At 69.1% G+C, this 15,221-nt stretch carries 18 protein-coding genes; 7 read left to right on the forward strand and 11 right to left on the reverse strand.

Annotation, left to right across the window (positions count from 1 at the left end):
- Positions 1 to 5 precede the first annotated feature (5 nt).
- The 4 genes from IEX18_RS07120 (at position 6) to IEX18_RS07135 (ending at position 3,714) form a co-directional block, all read left to right on the forward strand.
- Positions 6 to 656 (forward strand): TIGR02117 family protein, encoded by a 651-nt coding sequence (locus tag IEX18_RS07120; protein ID WP_188658045.1) that lies wholly within the window; start codon positions 6 to 8, stop codon positions 654 to 656.
- 2 nt (positions 657 to 658) lie between these two features.
- Entirely contained in the window at positions 659 to 1,342 is a 684-nt protein-coding gene (locus IEX18_RS07125; RefSeq protein WP_188658632.1) for an esterase/lipase family protein, read from the forward strand.
- A gap of 90 nt (positions 1,343 to 1,432) precedes the next feature.
- Complete coding sequence (locus tag IEX18_RS07130) at positions 1,433 to 2,188, forward strand: ATP-binding cassette domain-containing protein (protein WP_188658046.1); 756 nt, start codon at positions 1,433 to 1,435, stop codon at positions 2,186 to 2,188.
- Positions 2,185 to 3,714: an ABC transporter permease/substrate-binding protein gene (locus IEX18_RS07135; protein ID WP_188658047.1), complete on the forward strand. Its 1,530-nt coding sequence runs from the start codon at positions 2,185 to 2,187 to the stop codon at positions 3,712 to 3,714. The genes IEX18_RS07130 and IEX18_RS07135 overlap by 4 nt, the downstream gene beginning before the upstream one ends.
- 22 nt (positions 3,715 to 3,736) lie before the next feature.
- On the opposite strand, the gene fghA is transcribed toward IEX18_RS07135, so the two are convergent.
- From fghA to IEX18_RS07150, 3 genes are all read right to left on the reverse strand, one after another.
- The gene (gene fghA / locus IEX18_RS07140; RefSeq protein WP_188658048.1) at positions 3,737 to 4,600 is read right to left on the reverse strand and encodes an S-formylglutathione hydrolase; all 864 of its coding nucleotides are present in this window, start codon (positions 4,598 to 4,600) and stop codon (positions 3,737 to 3,739) included.
- On the reverse strand, positions 4,581 to 4,880 hold the full coding sequence (locus IEX18_RS07145) for a DUF3297 family protein (protein WP_188658049.1): 300 nt from the start codon (positions 4,878 to 4,880) through the stop codon (positions 4,581 to 4,583). Before IEX18_RS07145 ends, fghA begins: the two co-directional genes overlap by 20 nt.
- Positions 4,881 to 4,971: 91 nt before the next feature.
- Positions 4,972 to 5,349, reverse strand: a complete 378-nt coding sequence (locus IEX18_RS07150; RefSeq protein WP_188658050.1) for a hypothetical protein — start codon at positions 5,347 to 5,349, stop codon at positions 4,972 to 4,974.
- Between the two features lie 124 nt (positions 5,350 to 5,473).
- Between IEX18_RS07150 and IEX18_RS07155 the strand changes: the two genes are divergently transcribed.
- Complete coding sequence (locus tag IEX18_RS07155; RefSeq protein WP_188658051.1) at positions 5,474 to 5,869, forward strand: EVE domain-containing protein; 396 nt, start codon at positions 5,474 to 5,476, stop codon at positions 5,867 to 5,869.
- A 58-nt stretch (positions 5,870 to 5,927) separates the two neighbouring features.
- Here the strand turns inward: IEX18_RS07155 and IEX18_RS07160 are convergent, their stop codons facing one another.
- The 5 genes from IEX18_RS07160 to IEX18_RS07180 all read right to left on the reverse strand — a co-directional run bounded on the left by IEX18_RS07160 (position 5,928) and on the right by IEX18_RS07180 (position 10,210).
- A complete protein-coding gene (locus IEX18_RS07160) occupies positions 5,928 to 7,004 on the reverse strand; it encodes a helix-turn-helix transcriptional regulator (protein ID WP_188658052.1) in 1,077 nt (358 codons plus the stop codon).
- 132 nt (positions 7,005 to 7,136) lie between these two features.
- Positions 7,137 to 8,960: a translational GTPase TypA gene (gene typA / locus IEX18_RS07165; RefSeq protein ID WP_188658053.1), complete on the reverse strand. Its 1,824-nt coding sequence runs from the start codon at positions 8,958 to 8,960 to the stop codon at positions 7,137 to 7,139.
- Positions 8,961 to 9,028: 68 nt separating this feature from the next.
- Positions 9,029 to 9,313 carry a type II toxin-antitoxin system RelE/ParE family toxin gene (locus IEX18_RS07170; RefSeq protein ID WP_188658054.1) on the reverse strand — a complete coding sequence of 95 codons (285 nt, stop codon included), beginning with the start codon at positions 9,311 to 9,313 and terminating at the stop codon, positions 9,029 to 9,031.
- The gene (locus tag IEX18_RS07175) at positions 9,310 to 9,576 is read right to left on the reverse strand and encodes an antitoxin (RefSeq protein WP_188658055.1); all 267 of its coding nucleotides are present in this window, start codon (positions 9,574 to 9,576) and stop codon (positions 9,310 to 9,312) included. The genes IEX18_RS07170 and IEX18_RS07175 overlap by 4 nt, the downstream gene beginning before the upstream one ends.
- A gap of 61 nt (positions 9,577 to 9,637) precedes the next feature.
- A complete protein-coding gene (locus tag IEX18_RS07180; RefSeq protein WP_229664428.1) occupies positions 9,638 to 10,210 on the reverse strand; it encodes a hemerythrin domain-containing protein in 573 nt (190 codons plus the stop codon).
- A 208-nt stretch (positions 10,211 to 10,418) separates the two neighbouring features.
- On the opposite strand from IEX18_RS07180, the gene IEX18_RS07185 reads away from it, so the two are divergent.
- A complete protein-coding gene (locus IEX18_RS07185; RefSeq protein ID WP_188658057.1) occupies positions 10,419 to 11,633 on the forward strand; it encodes a toxic anion resistance protein in 1,215 nt (404 codons plus the stop codon).
- Positions 11,634 to 11,638: 5 nt separating this feature from the next.
- A complete protein-coding gene (locus IEX18_RS07190; RefSeq protein WP_188658058.1) occupies positions 11,639 to 12,355 on the forward strand; it encodes a hypothetical protein in 717 nt (238 codons plus the stop codon).
- Positions 12,356 to 12,394: 39 nt separating this feature from the next.
- On the opposite strand, the gene IEX18_RS07195 is transcribed toward IEX18_RS07190, so the two are convergent.
- From IEX18_RS07195 to dapF, 3 genes are read right to left on the reverse strand one after another with little or no spacing between them, the layout of a single operon-like run.
- Positions 12,395 to 13,240 (reverse strand): PhzF family phenazine biosynthesis protein, encoded by an 846-nt coding sequence (locus IEX18_RS07195; RefSeq protein ID WP_188658059.1) that lies wholly within the window; start codon positions 13,238 to 13,240, stop codon positions 12,395 to 12,397.
- 24 nt (positions 13,241 to 13,264) lie between these two features.
- Positions 13,265 to 14,083, reverse strand: a complete 819-nt coding sequence (locus IEX18_RS07200) for an oxygenase MpaB family protein (RefSeq protein ID WP_188658060.1) — start codon at positions 14,081 to 14,083, stop codon at positions 13,265 to 13,267.
- Between the two features lie 49 nt (positions 14,084 to 14,132).
- Positions 14,133 to 15,065, reverse strand: a complete 933-nt coding sequence (dapF, locus tag IEX18_RS07205) for a diaminopimelate epimerase (RefSeq protein ID WP_188658061.1) — start codon at positions 15,063 to 15,065, stop codon at positions 14,133 to 14,135.
- Between the last annotated feature and the right edge of the window lie 156 nt (positions 15,066 to 15,221).

Here is a 15,221-nt window from a genome sequence, read left to right on the forward strand (position 1 = left end):
ACCACATGCTGAGGCTCTGGTTGCGGCGGCTGGCCCTGCTGCTGGTCGGCGTCCCGTTCGCCTATCTCGTGGCCGGCGCGGTGGGCGGCGCGATCCCGGTCCGTGCCGACCGCCGGGCGCCGGCCACGGGCGTGACCGTCTATATCGAGAGCAACGGCATCCACACCGGCATCATCGTGCCCAAGGTCGCGGCGGGGATCGACTGGCGCAGCGTCGCGCGGGCGGAGCATCTCCGCAATCCGCGTTACGCCGCCTATGACCATCTCGCCTTCGGCTGGGGCGACCGCGCCTTCTATCTCGGCACGCCGACCTGGGCGGACGTGCGCCCCGCCACCGTCCTCGCCGCGGCGATCGGCAGCGACGCGACGCTGGTCCATGTCGATCACCTGCCCCGCCCCGCCCCCGCCGCCGACGTCCGCGCGGTCGTGCTGCGGACGGAGGAATATCGCCGCCTGTCCGCCTTCATCGCCGCCAGCCTGAAGCCGGGCGGGGCGCGGCACCCCGGCTATGGGCCCTATGACGCCTTCTACGAAGGGCGCGGCCATTATGATGCCCTACATACCTGTAACGAGTGGACCGGCGCGGCCCTGCGCCATGCGGGAGTGACGATGGGACGATGGACACCCTTTCCGGCGACGGTGATGCAATGGCTGTGACGATGACCGCCCCGTCCAAGGCGCTCTGGGCGGCGGAGCTGCCGCGCGCGCTGTGGATGCACGCCAATCGCTGGCGTCACCGGGCCGCGCTTGCCGCCGCGCCGCGCGGCGACGGCCGGCGCGTGCTGCTGCTGCCGGGACTGTTCAATGGCGACCGCTCGATGGCGCGGATGGCGGCGTTCCTCTCCCGCACCGGCTATCGTGCGGAAAGCTGGGGCCTGGGTCGCAACATGGGGGTCCGGACCGTAGGCGCCGAGGCCGAGCGGCTGATCGCGCGCGTCGAAGGGCTGGCGGCGGACGGCCCGGTGACGCTGATCGGTGCAAGTCTCGGCGGAATCATGGCGCGGCTGGTCGCGCACGAGCGCCCCGATCTCGTGCGCGAGGTCATCACCATCGCCTCGCCCTATGCCGGCAGCGGCCATGCCACCAACGTCTGGCGCGCCTTCGAACTGGCGAGCGGCGAGCGGCTCGACGATCCTGCGGTCCTCGCGCGCTCCACGCGCATCGCAGCGCCCCTGCCGGTGCCGGCGACCGCGATCTGGAGCCGCAATGACGGGCTGGTGCAGGGCCTGATCTGCCGCGACGACCATTGCCGCGCGATCGAGGTGTCAAGCAGCCATATGGGCGTGCAGCGCAACCCGGCCGTGATGCTGGCGGTGGCGAAGGTGCTGGCCGGGGCGGGATGATGCCCCGATCCTCCCTTGCCAGAGGGAGGATCGGGGACGTTTTCGCAAAACCAGTGGACGAAGGCGCGGGCCGGCCTCATCCTGGTGGCTATGGAACCGCCTGCGCTCGCCTGGGATCGGGTCGTGAAGCGCTACGGCGCGGTGGCGGCGGTGGATGGCGTGTCGCTGGCGGTCGCAAGCGGCAGCTTCGTCGCGCTGGTCGGCACGTCGGGATCGGGCAAGTCGACGCTGCTGAAGATGGCCAACCGGCTGATTGACCCCGATGAGGGCCGCGTGCTGCTCGACGGACGCGACGTGACCGGGGAGCCCGCGCCGACGCTGCGGCGGCGGATCGGCTATGTCTTCCAGCATATCGGGCTGTTCCCGCATCTCGACGTCGCCCGGAACATCGCCATCGGGCCGCGCGTCGCCGGCAGGCCGACACCCGACATCCACCGGCTGCTCGATCTGGTCGAGCTGCCCCGCGAGCTTGCCGGCCGGATGCCGGCCGAACTGTCGGGCGGGCAGCGCCAGCGGGTCGGGATCGCGCGGGCACTGGCGCAGGATACCAAGCTGCTGCTGATGGACGAGGCGTTCGGTGCGCTCGATCCGGTGACCCGCGACGCACTCGGAAGGCGACTGCGCGCGCTGCACGACGAGCTGGCGCTCACCACCATTCTCGTCACCCACGACATGGCGGAGGCACTACTCCTCGCCACGCGCGTCGTGGTGATGCGGGCCGGCCGCATCGTCGCCGACGAGACGCCCGCGGCGCTGATGGCCGGCGGAGGCGGCGACGCGGCACAGGCGCTGGTCGCGGTCCCGCGCGCGCAGGCGGAGCAGCTCGCCGCGATGGCGCACCGATGAACGAGGCCTTCGCCCGGGTGCCGGAGCTGCTCGCCGAGCATGTGCTGCTGAGTCTCTCCGCCTTGCTGTTCGCGCTCCTGATCGCCGCCCCGCTGGCGATCGCCGCCGCGCGCCGTCCGCGGCTCGCTACCGCGGCGCTGGGCTTTGCCAGCCTGGTGCAGACGATCCCGTCGCTGGCGCTGCTCGCGCTCTTCTTCCCGTTGTTGCTGTGGCTCGGCGGCGGCCGGCTGCCGGCGCTCGGCTTCCTGCCGTCACTCCTCGCGCTGACCCTCTACGCGCTCCTGCCGCTGCTGCGGAACGGCGTGGCGGCGCTGCGCGGCATCGATCCGGCGGTGATCGAGGCGGCGGACGCGGTCGGCATGACCCGGGCGCAGCGATTGCGACTGGTCGAGGCTCCGCTCGCCGCGCCGGTCGCGATCGCGGGCCTGCGCACCGCGGCGGTCTGGACGATCGGTGCCGCCACCCTGTCGACCACGGTGGGTCAGCCGGGACTGGGCGACCTGATCTTCGCCGGGCTTCAGACGCAGAGCTGGCCGCTGGTGCTCGCCGGCTGCGTCGCCGCTGCCGGCCTGGCGCTGGCGGTCGACGCGCTGATGGGGTTGGCGGAGCGGGGGATCGCGACGCGGCGGCGACGGCTCTGGCTCGGCGCGCTGGCCCTGCTCGGCGGGGGCTTGGTGGCGTCGACGTCACCGCTCTGGTGGCGACCGTCCGATGGCGGCGGTCGGCCGCTGATCACGGTCGGCGCCAAGAATTTCGGCGAGCAGTACATTCTCGCCCGCCTGATCGGCCAGCGCCTCGAGCGCGCCGGCTACCGCGTCCGCTATCGCGAGGGGCTGGGCTCGGCGGTGATCTTCGGGGCGGTCGCGAGCGGGGCGGTCGACGTCTATGTCGACTATGCCGGGACGATCTGGACGAACGCGATGCAGCGCCGCGACGTGCCCGAGCGCGGCGTTATGCTGCGCAGCATTGCGGCATGGACGGCGCACAATCACCGGGTGCGGATGCTCGGCGCGCTGGGCTTCGAGAATGCCTATGCCTTCGCCATGCAGCCCGGCACGGCCCGGACCAGGGGCATCGCGACGCTTGCCGATCTGGCGGCGCGATCCCCCACCATGAGGCTGGGCAGCGATCTCGAATTCCTCGAGCGGCCCGAATGGGCGGCGGTGCGGCGCGCCTATCCGATGCGCTTCGCCGCGGCGACGCCCTACAGCCCCACCTTCATGTATCGGGCGCTGGCGAGCGGACGCGCCGATGTCATCACCGCCTTCTCGTCCGACGGGCGGATCGCGGCGGAGCGGCTGACGGTGCTGACCGATCCGCGCCATGCCATTCCCGGTTACGATGCGATTCTGCTCGTCGCACCGGGCCGCGCCAAAGATGCGCGCTTCACACAGGCGCTTGCGCCCCTTGTGGGGCGCATCCCGGTCGCGGCGATGCGCGAGGCGAATCTGCTTGTCGATCGCGAGGCGGACAAGCAATCGCCCGACGCGGCGGCGCGGTGGCTGGCGGCGAAGCTGGGCCTGTAGAGCCAGCCTGTGGTGGGCAGGATCAGCCCAGCCGCTTGGCCGCCCAGGCGATATGATCGGCCATGAAGGTCGAGATGAAATTATAGCTGTGATCGTAGCCGGGCTGCATCCGCAAGGTCAGCGGGATGCCCGCCGCCTCGCAGGCCGCCGCCAACAGCTCCGGGCGTAGCTGCTCGGCGAGAAAGCCGTCCGCATCGCCCTGATCGACCAGCAGGTCCGGAAGGCGCGCACCGTCCTCGATCAGCGCCACCGCGTCATGCGCGCGCCACGCCGCACGATCCGGCCCCAGATATCCGCCCAGCGCCTTTTCCCCCCACGGCACCTGTCCGGGTGCGACGATCGGGGCAAAGGCGGTGCAGCTGCGGAACCGATCGGGATGGCGCAGCGCCACGGTCAGCGCGCCGTGCCCGCCCATCGAATGGCCGGTGATCGCCTGCCGCGCCATATCGACCGGAAAATGCTCCGCGACCAGCGCGGGCAGCTCGTCCTCGACATAGCTGCGCATGCGGAAATGCGGCATCCAGGGCGCCTGCGTCGCGTCGACGTAGAAGCCGGCGCCCTGCCCCATGTCCCAGGAGGGATCGTCGGCGACGCCCTCGCCGCGCGGGCTCGTATCGGGGGCGACGAAGATCAGGCGATGGCGGGCGCAGGGGCCGCGATACTCGCCCTTGTCGGTCACGTTGGCATGGGTACAGGTCAGGCCCGACAGATACCAGACCACCGGCAGCCGTTCGCCTGGCTCATGCTCCGGCACGAAGACCGAGAAGGTCATCGGCGTGCCCGTCGCCGTCGATTGGTGTCGATAGACGCCCTGCACGCCGCCATAGGCGCGCGAGGTGGAGAGCGTCTCGATCGTCACGCCCGGATCAACCCTGTTCGCCGTCATCCTCGCCCGGCGCCTCGCCCGCAGCGTCTTCCGCGCCGGCGGCAGGACGCTCGAACCATGCCTCGACCGGGCCGGTCAGCTTGATCGTCAGCGGCTTGCCGCGGCGATCGACCTTCTTGCCGAGAGCGACCCGCACCCAGCCCTCGGAGATCGAATATTCCTCGACGTCGCGGCGCTCCACGCCCTTGAAGCGGATGCCGACGCCGCGCTCCAGCAGCGACTGGTCGAAATGGGGGCTGTCGGGATCGATCGACAGGCGGTCGGGGGGCGTATCGCTCATCCGCGCCGCCTACACGCGGGCGGGCGCGCTCGCCAGAAAAAAGCGGCGCGGCCGGATCGCTCCCGCCGCGCCGCCTTCGGTCACCCTCGGATCAGTTGCAGACCCGCACCGGTACCCGGCCGCCATAATAGCCGTCGCGCCGATATTCGGTCCAGCACCGCGGGCGATAGTCGTCATAATAATAGCGCTCGCGATAGACCGGCGGCGGCGGCACGTCGTAATAGGATCGACGGTCGTAATAGCCCCGGTCATAATAGCCGCGATCATAATAGCGGTCGCGGTTGCTCGACGCGATGGCCGCGCCGACGCCCAGCCCGACGATGCCGCCGAGCAGCGCGCTCGCGGTCGCGTCGCCGCCGCGCCGATGATAATAGCCGCCCCAGCGCTGCGCATCCGCCGGTGCCGCCGCCGTCAGGGCGGTCGCGGCCATCACCGCACCGAGCCCCGCCTTCTTGATCCATCCGTTCATCTCGAACCTCCTACATGATACGCCGGTCCGCCGGAAAAACGCATAACTTCGCGACCGTGTTGCAGCGCTTAGTCGCATGCCGCTGAACACACGCGGAATGACGCATTTAGAGAAGGTTCAGCCGATGGCCCGCTTTTTGGTGAAGACCGAGCCCGACAGCTATTTCTGGGACGATCTCGTCCGCGATGGCGGCACGGAATGGGACGGCGTGCGCAACCATGCGGCGGCGGGGCATTTGCGCGCGATGGCGGTCGGGGACCCGGTGCTGGTCTATCACAGCGGCGCGGCGAAGGCCGTGGTCGGGATCGCGCGCGTCGCCCGTGCGGCCAGGCCCGACGGCGATGGCGGCTGGGTATCGGTGGCGCTCGAGCCGGTCGCGCCGCTGCCGCGCCAGGTGACACTCGCGGCGATGAAGGCGGATCCGGCCTGTGCCGACATGGCGATGATCCGCCAGTCGCGCCTGTCGGTGTCGCCGGTGCGCGATACGGAATGGGCCGCGGTGGAGCGGCTGGCGGGGTGAGCCGGGTGGACTTCCCCCCTCACCTCACCGTTCATCTACCATCCCCGGCTCGTGCCCCTCACGGCACGCGGGCGAGCAGCCCCACCAGCTCCGCCATGCGCGACGTGCCGGTCTTCCCCATCAGCGCGCGCAGCTGGGCACGCACCGTGTTCTTCGACACGCCACGCTCGTCGGCGATCTCCTCCGGCGAAAGACCCGCGACGAGACCATGGGCGACCAGCGCTTCGGAGTCGGTCACGCCAAAATGCTCGCGCAGCCACAGCCGCTGCCGGTCTCGGCCGTCGATCTCGTCAGCCCCGATCAGGATCAGGCAGGATCGCGCGTCCTGACGGCCGCTGGGCACGACCCGCAACCGCCATTCTTCCGCGCCCGAGGGGCGCCCGGCGGTGAAGACCGTGCGCGCCACCGGCGCCCGCGCGATCGTCGCCCGCACCGCCGCGCGCAGCTGCGCCTCGATTCGCCGGTCGGCAAAAGCCAACCGGCCCTGGAAGGCGCGCAGGCCGTCGCCCAGCCCCAACACCGCCTCGCCCGCCGGACTGGCACCGCGCAGTTCGAGGTCCGGCCCGACGACCAGGATGCGCGTCTCTCCCGCGGCGACCATGTCGGTCAGGTCGGTGATCCGCCCCTGCTGCCCGCGGATCAGCTCGCGCGCTTCGAACACGCGGTTGAGGTCGACGCGCAACGCATCGAGCGCCGCTTCTTCCTCCAGACCGAAGGCCCCGGCGCCCCAGGCACGCTGCGAGGACACGCACAGCAACGCGCCTCGAGTCTCTATTATCATCCCCAGACTGTGGCCGGTATCGTCGCCATGCTTGCGGAATACCTCGTTGAACAGGGTAGAGCCGCGGAACATGTCGTCGGGCACCAGCTTGTGCATCGCCACCGCGCGGTTGCGGATGCCGGTGTCGAGCCCGGTGCGCGTCCAGATGTCGCCACCCTGGGCGACCAGGGCGAGCACGTCCGCGAGGAACGGGGCATCGAAATAGCAGGTATTGAGTTCGGGCGGCCCGAAATGGTTGCGCTCGTAGCGGTGGACGACGGACGAGCGGCCGCCCACCGCCTGTGCGATCATCCCGGGAAGCGCCGCATAGGCGCCCTCGTCGAGAATCGCATCGTATAGATCACCGACCTGCATGAACGCCCCCGTTCACCGCCCGGCATCTTCGATTCGCGAGAACCGCAGCGACGATCAGGATTGCCGCTGTCTGAAGAAGTTACAAGTCTCGTGTCCCGAAGCCGGACCGATCCGGCCTCGGGACAGTATAGGTCAGGCCGCTTCCTTGGCGCGGCTGGCGCGCTTGCGCTCATGCGGATCGAGATGGCGCTTGCGCAGCCGGATCGACTTGGGCGTCACCTCGACCATCTCGTCGTCGTCGATATAGGCGATCGCCTGTTCCAGCGTCATCTTCTTCGGCGGCGTCAGCCGGATGGCGTCGTCCTTGCCGCCGCTGGCGCGGAAGTTGGTCAGCTGCTTCGCCTTCATCGGATTGACTTCGAGGTCATCCGTCTTGGCGTTCTCGCCGATGATCATCCCTTCGTAGAGCGCCTCGCCATGGCCGACGAACAGGATGCCGCGATCCTCGAGCGGGCCGAGCGCATAGCCCTGCGCCTCGCCGGCACCGTTCGAGATGAGGACGCCGTTCTTCCGGCCCTCGATCGCGCCCTTGTACGGGCCGTACTTCTCGAACAGGCGGTTCATGATGCCGGTACCGCGCGTGTCCGACAGGAACTCGCCGTGATAGCCGATCAGGCCGCGGCTGGGCGCGGAGAAGGTGATGCGCGTCTTGCCGCCGCCCGACGGACGCATGTCGGTCATCTCGGCCTTGCGCTGGTTCATCTTGTCGACGACCGTGCCCGAGAACTCGTCGTCGACGTCGATCACCACCGTCTCGTACGGCTCGGTGCGCTTGCCCTCCTCGTCGGTGCCGAACAGCACGCGCGGACGGCTGATGCCGAGCTCGAAGCCCTCGCGGCGCATCGTCTCGATCAGCACGCCCAGCTGAAGCTCGCCGCGACCGGCGACCTCGAAGCTGTCGCGATCCTCCGACTCGGTGACCTTGATCGCGACGTTCGACTCCGCCTCGCGGAACAGGCGGTCGCGGATCATGCGGCTGGTGACCTTGCTGCCCTCGCGACCCGCCATCGGCGAGTCGTTGACCGCGAAGCGCATCGACAGCGTCGGCGGATCGATCGGCTGCGCCTTGATCGGGGTCGAGACGCTGGTGTCGGCGATCGTGTTGGCGACGGTCGCGACGGTCAGGCCGGCCAGCGAGATGATGTCGCCCGCCTGCGCTTCCTCGACCGGCACGCGCTCCAGTCCGCGGAATGCCATGATCTTCGAGGCGCGGCCCGTCTCGATCACGTTGCCGTTGCCGTCGAGGGCGTGGATCGCCTGGTTCAGCTTGAGCGTGCCGGTGTTGACGCGGCCGGTCAGGATGCGGCCGAGGAAGTTGTCGCGGTCGAGCAGCGTCACCAGGAAGCTGAACGGCGCGTCCACATCGACCTTGGGCGCGGGCACATGGTTGACGATCAGCTCGAACATCGGGGTCAGCGTGCCTTCGCGCGCGTCCATGTCGGTCGAGGCGTAGCCGTTGCGGCCCGAGGCATAGAGGACCGGGAAGTCGAGCTGCTCGTCGGTCGCGTCGAGTGACACGAACAGGTCGAACACCTCGTCCAGCACCTCCTGGATGCGCGCATCGGCGCGGTCGACCTTGTTGACGACGACGATCGGGCGCAGCCCGAGCGCCAGCGCCTTGCCGGTGACGAACTTGGTCTGCGGCATCGCGCCCTCGGACGAATCGACCAGCAGGATGACGCCGTCGACCATCGAGAGGATGCGCTCCACCTCGCCGCCGAAGTCGGCGTGGCCGGGCGTGTCGACGATGTTGATCCGCGTGCCCTGCCACTCGACCGAGGTCGGCTTGGCCAGGATGGTGATCCCGCGCTCCTTCTCGAGGTCGTTCGAGTCCATCGCCCGCTCTTCGACGCGCTGGTTGTCGCGGAAGGTGCCGGACTGGCGGAAGAGCTGGTCGACGAGCGTGGTCTTGCCGTGGTCGACGTGCGCGATGATCGCCACGTTGCGGAGGCTCATGGGGTATCCTGTTGTCTGGAGTTCGCGCGCCCATAGCAAAAATGCTGCGTCGCGGGAAGGGTCAGTCGTCAGGTAGCGCGCAGGCGATATCGCGGGCACCGTGAAGGACGCGCAAAAATTTCGACGCCGTCGTCGATCGTCCGATACAACATGAGGTATCGATCGATCACTAAGCTGCGGATGCCGGGCACTTCCCACCGATCCCGGTCGAGCAGCGGATGCCGCTCCAACAGCGTCATCTTTGCGTCGAACCGACGAACCATCGCATCGGCTGCGGGAGGATGATGGACGGCGATGTAGCGCCAAATATCCAGAATGTCGCTCTGCGCCGCCGGCGTCCGGATGATCGTCATGGAAGGCGGCGACGGGCCTCGCGCAAGGTCGCTTCCAGATCCCATGGCTCGCCGGGTCCGCTGTCCAGCCCTTCCTGGATCAGCTCGCGCAGCCGGGCGATGCTCAGACCGGTATCGGGATCGAGCGCGTCCTCGGCTGTTTCCAGCACCACGCGATTTCCGTCGCGCCGCAGGAAAACCTCATCGCCGTCGAAGCGATAGCCTTCGGGCAGTTCCACCGACTGGCTCTCGCCCGAGCGAACGATCCGGGCCATGACGTTCATCCAGCGCCTCCATCACCGCCCCCGATCTAGCAGAGGGCCGTGGCGCTGTCAGGTCGCCGGGTCAGGCGAGCTTCAGCCCTTCGCGGTTCATCATCCGGGTGATGTGGCGGTTCTGCTCCCCGGACATCTTCGCGCGCAGCTTCGGGAACAGCTCGTCCTCTTCCTCGCGCATGTGGCTTTCAATCAAGGCACGGAATTCCTTGAGCTTGGGCAGCCATGCCGGATCGCTGCGCGACATTTCCGTCAGGTCGAAGAAATACTGCTTCACATAGCCATGTTCGTGGTTGAGGTGATCGGCCGCCTCGGTCAGCCCTTGATCGCGCATCATCGTGTAGACGACATTCTCTTCCTGCAGCGCATGTTTGCCGATCGCATGTTTCAGCTGTGTCAGCAGCACCGTGCGCCGCGCGACGGCATCGTCGCCCGTCTTCTCGAGCGCGTCGAACAGCGCCAGCGCCGCCTTGTGCTCCGCAGCCAGCGCGGTGTCCCACTCACCCGCGAAATAGGTCGGCGCCTGCACGGCGGCCTTGCGGAAGAGGTTGGCGAGAAGGCCCGTGGCGACCGCGGCGGCGGCACCGATGGCGATGGTGCGTCCCTTGCCGTTGGCGGCGTCCTGCTGGTGCGGCTGGGTCATGATCGCATCGACTCCCGTGTTTTCAGGATCCGAACACATCGCCTATCTCGTTGTTCCGGCGGTACTTTTCTAAGGCCGAGCGGTTCCCGGGATGACCTGGGCATGACTTGCCTTGCGTAGCGCACATGCCGTATTATCTGAATAACACAGTTGATCGCGGAGCGGTGCGACGCCATGCTCCGTCCGGCGATCCGCGGGAGACGAATAGATGGCGAGCGACCCCACCCTGACCGTCGAGGCGCCGGCCGCGCTCACCTTGACGCCGCCAGACCCCGTGCCGGTGGTGCAGGCGGAAAAGGCGGCCGGGCTGGTACCGGTCGATGATAGCAAGAAGACCGAATTGGAGACCCGCGTCGACCAGTTCGTCGCCGACCTCGTCGCGCAGGATCCGAACAGCCCCGAGTTCGGCCGGCGGGTCGATGCGATCACCGCGATGGGCGCCAAGGAGATCCGCGATGCCGCGGGCCAGTCGAACCGCTTCCTCGATCGTCCGGTCCGCGCGATGGATCAGGAAGGCGGGGTCGGCAAGGATCTGGCCGAGCTGCGCCGGGTCGTCGAGGATCTCGATCCCGGCAAGCGCGGCAACCTGACCGCGCCGCAGAAGCTGTTCGGCATCATCCCGTTCGGCAACAAGATGCGCAATTATTTCGACGGCTACAAATCGTCGCAGACGCATATCAGCTCGATCCTGAAGAGCCTCGCCTCGGGCAAGGACGAGCTGCTGATGGACAATGCCGCGATCGATACCGAACGCGCCAATCTGTGGACCGCGATGGGCCGGCTGGAGCAGATGATCCACCTGTCCCGGGCGATGGACGCCAAGCTCGAGGACAAGGCGAACGAGCTCGATCACACCGATCCCGCCAAGGCCAAGGCGATCCGCGAGACCGCGCTCTTCTATACCCGGCAGCGGACGCAGGACCTGCTCACCCAGATGGCGGTGACGGTCCAGGGCTATCTGGCGCTGGACCTCGTCAAGAAGAACAATGTCGAGCTGGTGAAGGGCGTCGACCGCGCCTCCACCACCACCGTCGCGGCGCTGCGCACCGCGGTGACGGTGGCGCAGGCGCTGACCAACCAGAAGCTGGTGCTGGAACAGATCACCCAGCTCAACACCACCACCGCCAACATCATCGATTCGACCGGGCGGCTGCTCAAGGAGAATACCGCCCGCGTCCACGAACAGGCCGCCTCCTCGACGATCCCGCTCGAAACGCTCCAGCGCGCCTTCCAGAACATCTACGACACGATGGACGCGATCGACACGTTCAAGCTCAAGGCGCTCGACAGCATGAAGACCACGGTCAACACGCTGGGCAACGAGGTGGAGAAGTCGCGCGGCTATATCGCGCGGGCGGAAGGGGCGGCGCAGGCGCAGCTCAAGGGCCCGTCGTCCGACCAGTTCCGGCTGGAGGCGCTGTAACCGCCATGAGCGAGGTCGACGACGCGATCGCCGCCGCACGCGCGAGCTGGGCCAGGATCACCGAGCCGGGTGCGGCACCCTCGCCACAGCGGACGCGCACGCGCCGGGCGCCCGGCCATGGCATGCGCCGTCTCAAGATGATCGTCGCGGCGGCGCTGGCAATCGTGGTGGCGGCGTTCGTCGCGGGCATCGTCGCGCCGATCGGGATCATGGGAGCCTTTCTGGCGCTGGTGGCGATTTTCGTGGCGACCGCGACGATCGCGGCCTGGCCGGCCGCGCGGGACCGCCCGCCCCCGCCGGCGGAAACGCTGCGCAAGGTCGATATCAAGGCGCTGCCCGCACAGACCGAACGCTGGCTCGCGGCCCAGCGGGCGCAGCTGCCCGCGCCCGCGCAGCATCTCGTCGACCGGATCGGCGAGCGGCTCGACACGCTCTCTCCCCAGCTCGCCCGGGTCGAGCCGGAGGGCGAGGCGGCGCTGGAGATCCGCCGTCTGGTCGGCGAACAGCTGCCTGCCTTTGTCGGCGACTATGCCCGCGTGCCCGAGCCGCTCCGCCGGACCGAGCGCAACGGGCGTACGCCCGACACGGCGCTGATCGACGGGCTTGCGCTGATCGAGCGCGAAATCGCCGGCATGACCGAGCGGCTCGCGCAGGGCGATCTGGACAGTCTGCAGACGCGCGGCCGCTTCCTCGAAATGAAGTATAGCGGCGACGCGGAATGATCCTTCCATTCCTTCCCCACGACGGGGAAGGATGGCGACCTATCCCACCATGCGCCCTTCCAGCACGGTCCGGCACCGGCCGCCGATCCAGGCTTGCCCGTCCGCGTCATAGTCCACGAACACGCGTCCGCGCCGGCCGAGTTCGGTACCCTGTGCCGCGACATAGCCGGAGTCGACGCGACCGGTCGCCTTCAGCCATTGCGCGGCCGAGGCGTTGAAGCTGCCCGTCACCGGATCCTCGATCACCGAATGATGCGCGTCGGAGAAGAAGGTGCGGATCTCCCACTGCGTCTCGTGACCCGCCGGCTGCAGTCCGATCAGCCCGATCTCGACCCGTCCCGGGTGGTGCCGCATCGGCACGACGCGGCGCACCGCGTCCGCCGACTCCAGCAACACGCCGATCCAGCCCGGTCCGTTGTCCATATACTCCATCGCCTTGATCGCCGAGCGATCGAGGTGGAGGACGCGGGCGATCGCGGCGGCATGCGCCGCGTCGACCGCGCCGGTCCGGATCATGGGCGGCGCGGCGAAGGCCAGCCGTTCGCCGTCCCGGCGGATCGGAACCAGCCCGGCCCCGCATTGCTGGACGATGCGGGCAGGGTCGCGCGGCGCGCCACCGTTCGCCAGCCAGGCATGGCAGCTGCCCAGCGTCGGATGGCCGGCAAAGGGCAGTTCGCGCTCCAGCGTGAAGATGCGGACGCGGTAATCGGCGGCGGCATCGGTCGGCGGCAGCAGGAAGGCCGTCTCCGACAGGTTGAACCAGCGCGTCATCGCCTGCATCGTCGCCGTGTCGAGAGCCTCGTCGGCGATCACCACCGCCAGCGGGTTGCCGCTATAGGCGCCGTCATGGAACACATCGACCAACCAGCCCGGTTGCGCCGTCATCGTCTCTCTCCCTGTCTCTCGCGTCTAGCGCAGCGCCCATCGCAGCAACTGGCCGACGCCATGCGCACCTAAGCGCACTGCGGGCCGCTGCGCCAGCGGCACGCCGAAGCCGTGCAGCCGCGCCGCCCAGCGCGGCATCAGCTCGATCCCCGCCTGCATCATCACCGCATTGACCGGGGCGTTGAGCAGGCTGGGCGATGGCTGGCGGATCAGCAGCCCCGCGACCTCGCGCGTACGGGCATCCGCGCGGAGAGCCGGGCGCATGCCCTCGATATAGGCGTTGAGCGCGGCGCGCGTACGCGGCACGTCGATGGCGCCGAGCCGTTCGGCGACCTGCGCCATCTCGGCGACATAGGCGTCCTGCCGCGCCACCGGCATGGCGGGGTCGCGATAGCGCAGATGCGCGCGCAGAAAGGCATCCACCTCCGCGGCGTGCACCCAGGCGAGCAGGTCCGGGTCCGATGCGGCATAGGGCGTGCCGTCAGGCAAGGTCCCCGTCACCCGCTCGTGCACGCGGCGCACGCGCCCGATCATCCGCTCGGCCGCCTCGGTCGAGCCGAAGGTCGTCACGGAGATGAACTGCGCGGTCCGGCGCAGCCGGCCGGTCATATCGCGGCGGAAGTTGGAATGATCCCACACCCCGGCCAGCGCCGCAGGGTGGAGCATCTGCACGAGGAGCGACGCGACGCCGCCGATCATCATGCTGGTGAAGTCGCCATGCACCGCCCAGGTGGCGGAGCCCGGCCCGAACAGCCCCGGGTCGCCGGGCGGGCGGCTGAGATCCAGTTCGCCGGAACCGACCAGCCCGCGCACCCTGTTCCCGATCGCCCGTCGCATGTCCATGCGCGGAATATGGGGGCGGTTCCTGCACTTGTGAATGTCGCGCGGCACCTCAGGCCGCGCGCACCGCCTCCCAGGCGGCGACCTCTTCGGGGTAACGCTTGGTGACGGTCAGGTCGGTGGCGGTCGCCGTGGCGAGGTCCACCGTCACCTCGCCCTCCCATTCGAAGGTGGCGTTGCCCTCGATGGTCACCATCGCATCGGCGTCCGCGACCGCGCGCACCAGACCGCCACGGTTGCGCAAGATCGCGGAGCGGTCATAGGCCCACCGCCCGGTCAGGCAGGCGGCGTAGGTCGAGGCGGCCATGGCGCTGCCGCAGCTATCGGTCAGGCCCACGCCGCGTTCGAACGTGCGCACGAACAGCCCCTCCGCCTCCATGACGGCGAAGCTGACATTGGCGCGGCGGGGGAGCCAATCGGGCGCGGCCTCGCATAGCCGCCCGATACGGACGAGTTCGGTCTCGTCGATCGATTCGACAAAGGCGATGAGATGCGGATTGGGGATCGCGATCGCCGTGAAGCGCAATCCCCCGAGCGGCGGCAGGGCGTCATCGACCAGCCGCTCGGCGCCGATGCGAAGCGGCCAGGCCGCGATATCGAGCGACGCCGGCCCGGCCCGCTCCCGCACCGTGAAGACACCGGGCGCGAGCGGCGGCGCGTGCGCGACATCGGCGCGCGAGCCGATCAGCCGCACTCCCGCCGCCTCGACGCCCAGCGCCGCGAACCCCGCGCGTGCGACGCACCGCAGCCCGTTGAGGCACGTCTCCGCCTCCGACCCGTCGGGATTGAACATGCGATAGCCGATCGCATCGCCGTCGCGCCCGTCCAGCATCAGCAGCAGCCCGTCGCCACCCACCGGTCCCGCCCGATCGGCGAGGGCCCGGGCAACGGCCGACCAGTCGGCATCGGACAGGTCGAGGCCGCGGGCATCGACCATCGGGAAATCGTTTCCGGAGCCGTGACATTTGGTGAAGGACAGACGCATCTTCAGGCTCCGCGGGGCAGGCGCGTGATCTAGGCGGAAGCTCCGCCATTATGAAGGGGCGATGCGGCGGGCGGCCGGATCGGTCCGACGGCGCTAACATCCGGGCCGAAGCGCCGCATGCGGTCCGCCCATCCCCCCGGCGCCGGCCTAACACCG

It is taken from the genome of Sphingomonas metalli (genome assembly GCF_014641735.1).
Classification (GTDB): Bacteria; Pseudomonadota; Alphaproteobacteria; order Sphingomonadales; family Sphingomonadaceae; genus Sphingomonas; species Sphingomonas metalli.

What these genes read in the sequence shown, in the direction of transcription:
- fghA (WP_188658048.1), bottom strand. Translation starts at nt 4,600, where the DNA reads ATGACGGCGAACAGGGTTGATCCGGGCGTGACGATCGAGACGCTCTCC.
- IEX18_RS07185 (WP_188658057.1), top strand. Translation starts at nt 10,419, where the DNA reads ATGGCGAGCGACCCCACCCTGACCGTCGAGGCGCCGGCCGCGCTCACC.
- typA (WP_188658053.1), bottom strand. Translation starts at nt 8,960, where the DNA reads ATGAGCCTCCGCAACGTGGCGATCATCGCGCACGTCGACCACGGCAAG.
- IEX18_RS07155 (WP_188658051.1), top strand. Translation starts at nt 5,474, where the DNA reads ATGGCCCGCTTTTTGGTGAAGACCGAGCCCGACAGCTATTTCTGGGAC.
- dapF (WP_188658061.1), bottom strand. Translation starts at nt 15,065, where the DNA reads ATGCGTCTGTCCTTCACCAAATGTCACGGCTCCGGAAACGATTTCCCG.
- IEX18_RS07190 (WP_188658058.1), top strand. Translation starts at nt 11,639, where the DNA reads ATGAGCGAGGTCGACGACGCGATCGCCGCCGCACGCGCGAGCTGGGCC.
- IEX18_RS07145 (WP_188658049.1), bottom strand. Translation starts at nt 4,880, where the DNA reads ATGAGCGATACGCCCCCCGACCGCCTGTCGATCGATCCCGACAGCCCC.
- IEX18_RS07160 (WP_188658052.1), bottom strand. Translation starts at nt 7,004, where the DNA reads ATGCAGGTCGGTGATCTATACGATGCGATTCTCGACGAGGGCGCCTAT.
- IEX18_RS07130 (WP_188658046.1), top strand. Translation starts at nt 1,433, where the DNA reads ATGGAACCGCCTGCGCTCGCCTGGGATCGGGTCGTGAAGCGCTACGGC.
- IEX18_RS07200 (WP_188658060.1), bottom strand. Translation starts at nt 14,083, where the DNA reads ATGGACATGCGACGGGCGATCGGGAACAGGGTGCGCGGGCTGGTCGGT.
- IEX18_RS07195 (WP_188658059.1), bottom strand. Translation starts at nt 13,240, where the DNA reads ATGACGGCGCAACCGGGCTGGTTGGTCGATGTGTTCCATGACGGCGCC.
- IEX18_RS07170 (WP_188658054.1), bottom strand. Translation starts at nt 9,313, where the DNA reads ATGACGATCATCCGGACGCCGGCGGCGCAGAGCGACATTCTGGATATT.
- IEX18_RS07135 (WP_188658047.1), top strand. Translation starts at nt 2,185, where the DNA reads ATGAACGAGGCCTTCGCCCGGGTGCCGGAGCTGCTCGCCGAGCATGTG.
- IEX18_RS07125 (WP_188658632.1), top strand. Translation starts at nt 659, where the DNA reads ATGACCGCCCCGTCCAAGGCGCTCTGGGCGGCGGAGCTGCCGCGCGCG.
- IEX18_RS07175 (WP_188658055.1), bottom strand. Translation starts at nt 9,576, where the DNA reads ATGAACGTCATGGCCCGGATCGTTCGCTCGGGCGAGAGCCAGTCGGTG.
- IEX18_RS07150 (WP_188658050.1), bottom strand. Translation starts at nt 5,349, where the DNA reads ATGAACGGATGGATCAAGAAGGCGGGGCTCGGTGCGGTGATGGCCGCG.
- IEX18_RS07120 (WP_188658045.1), top strand. Translation starts at nt 6, where the DNA reads ATGCTGAGGCTCTGGTTGCGGCGGCTGGCCCTGCTGCTGGTCGGCGTC.
- IEX18_RS07180 (WP_229664428.1), bottom strand. Translation starts at nt 10,210, where the DNA reads ATGACCCAGCCGCACCAGCAGGACGCCGCCAACGGCAAGGGACGCACC.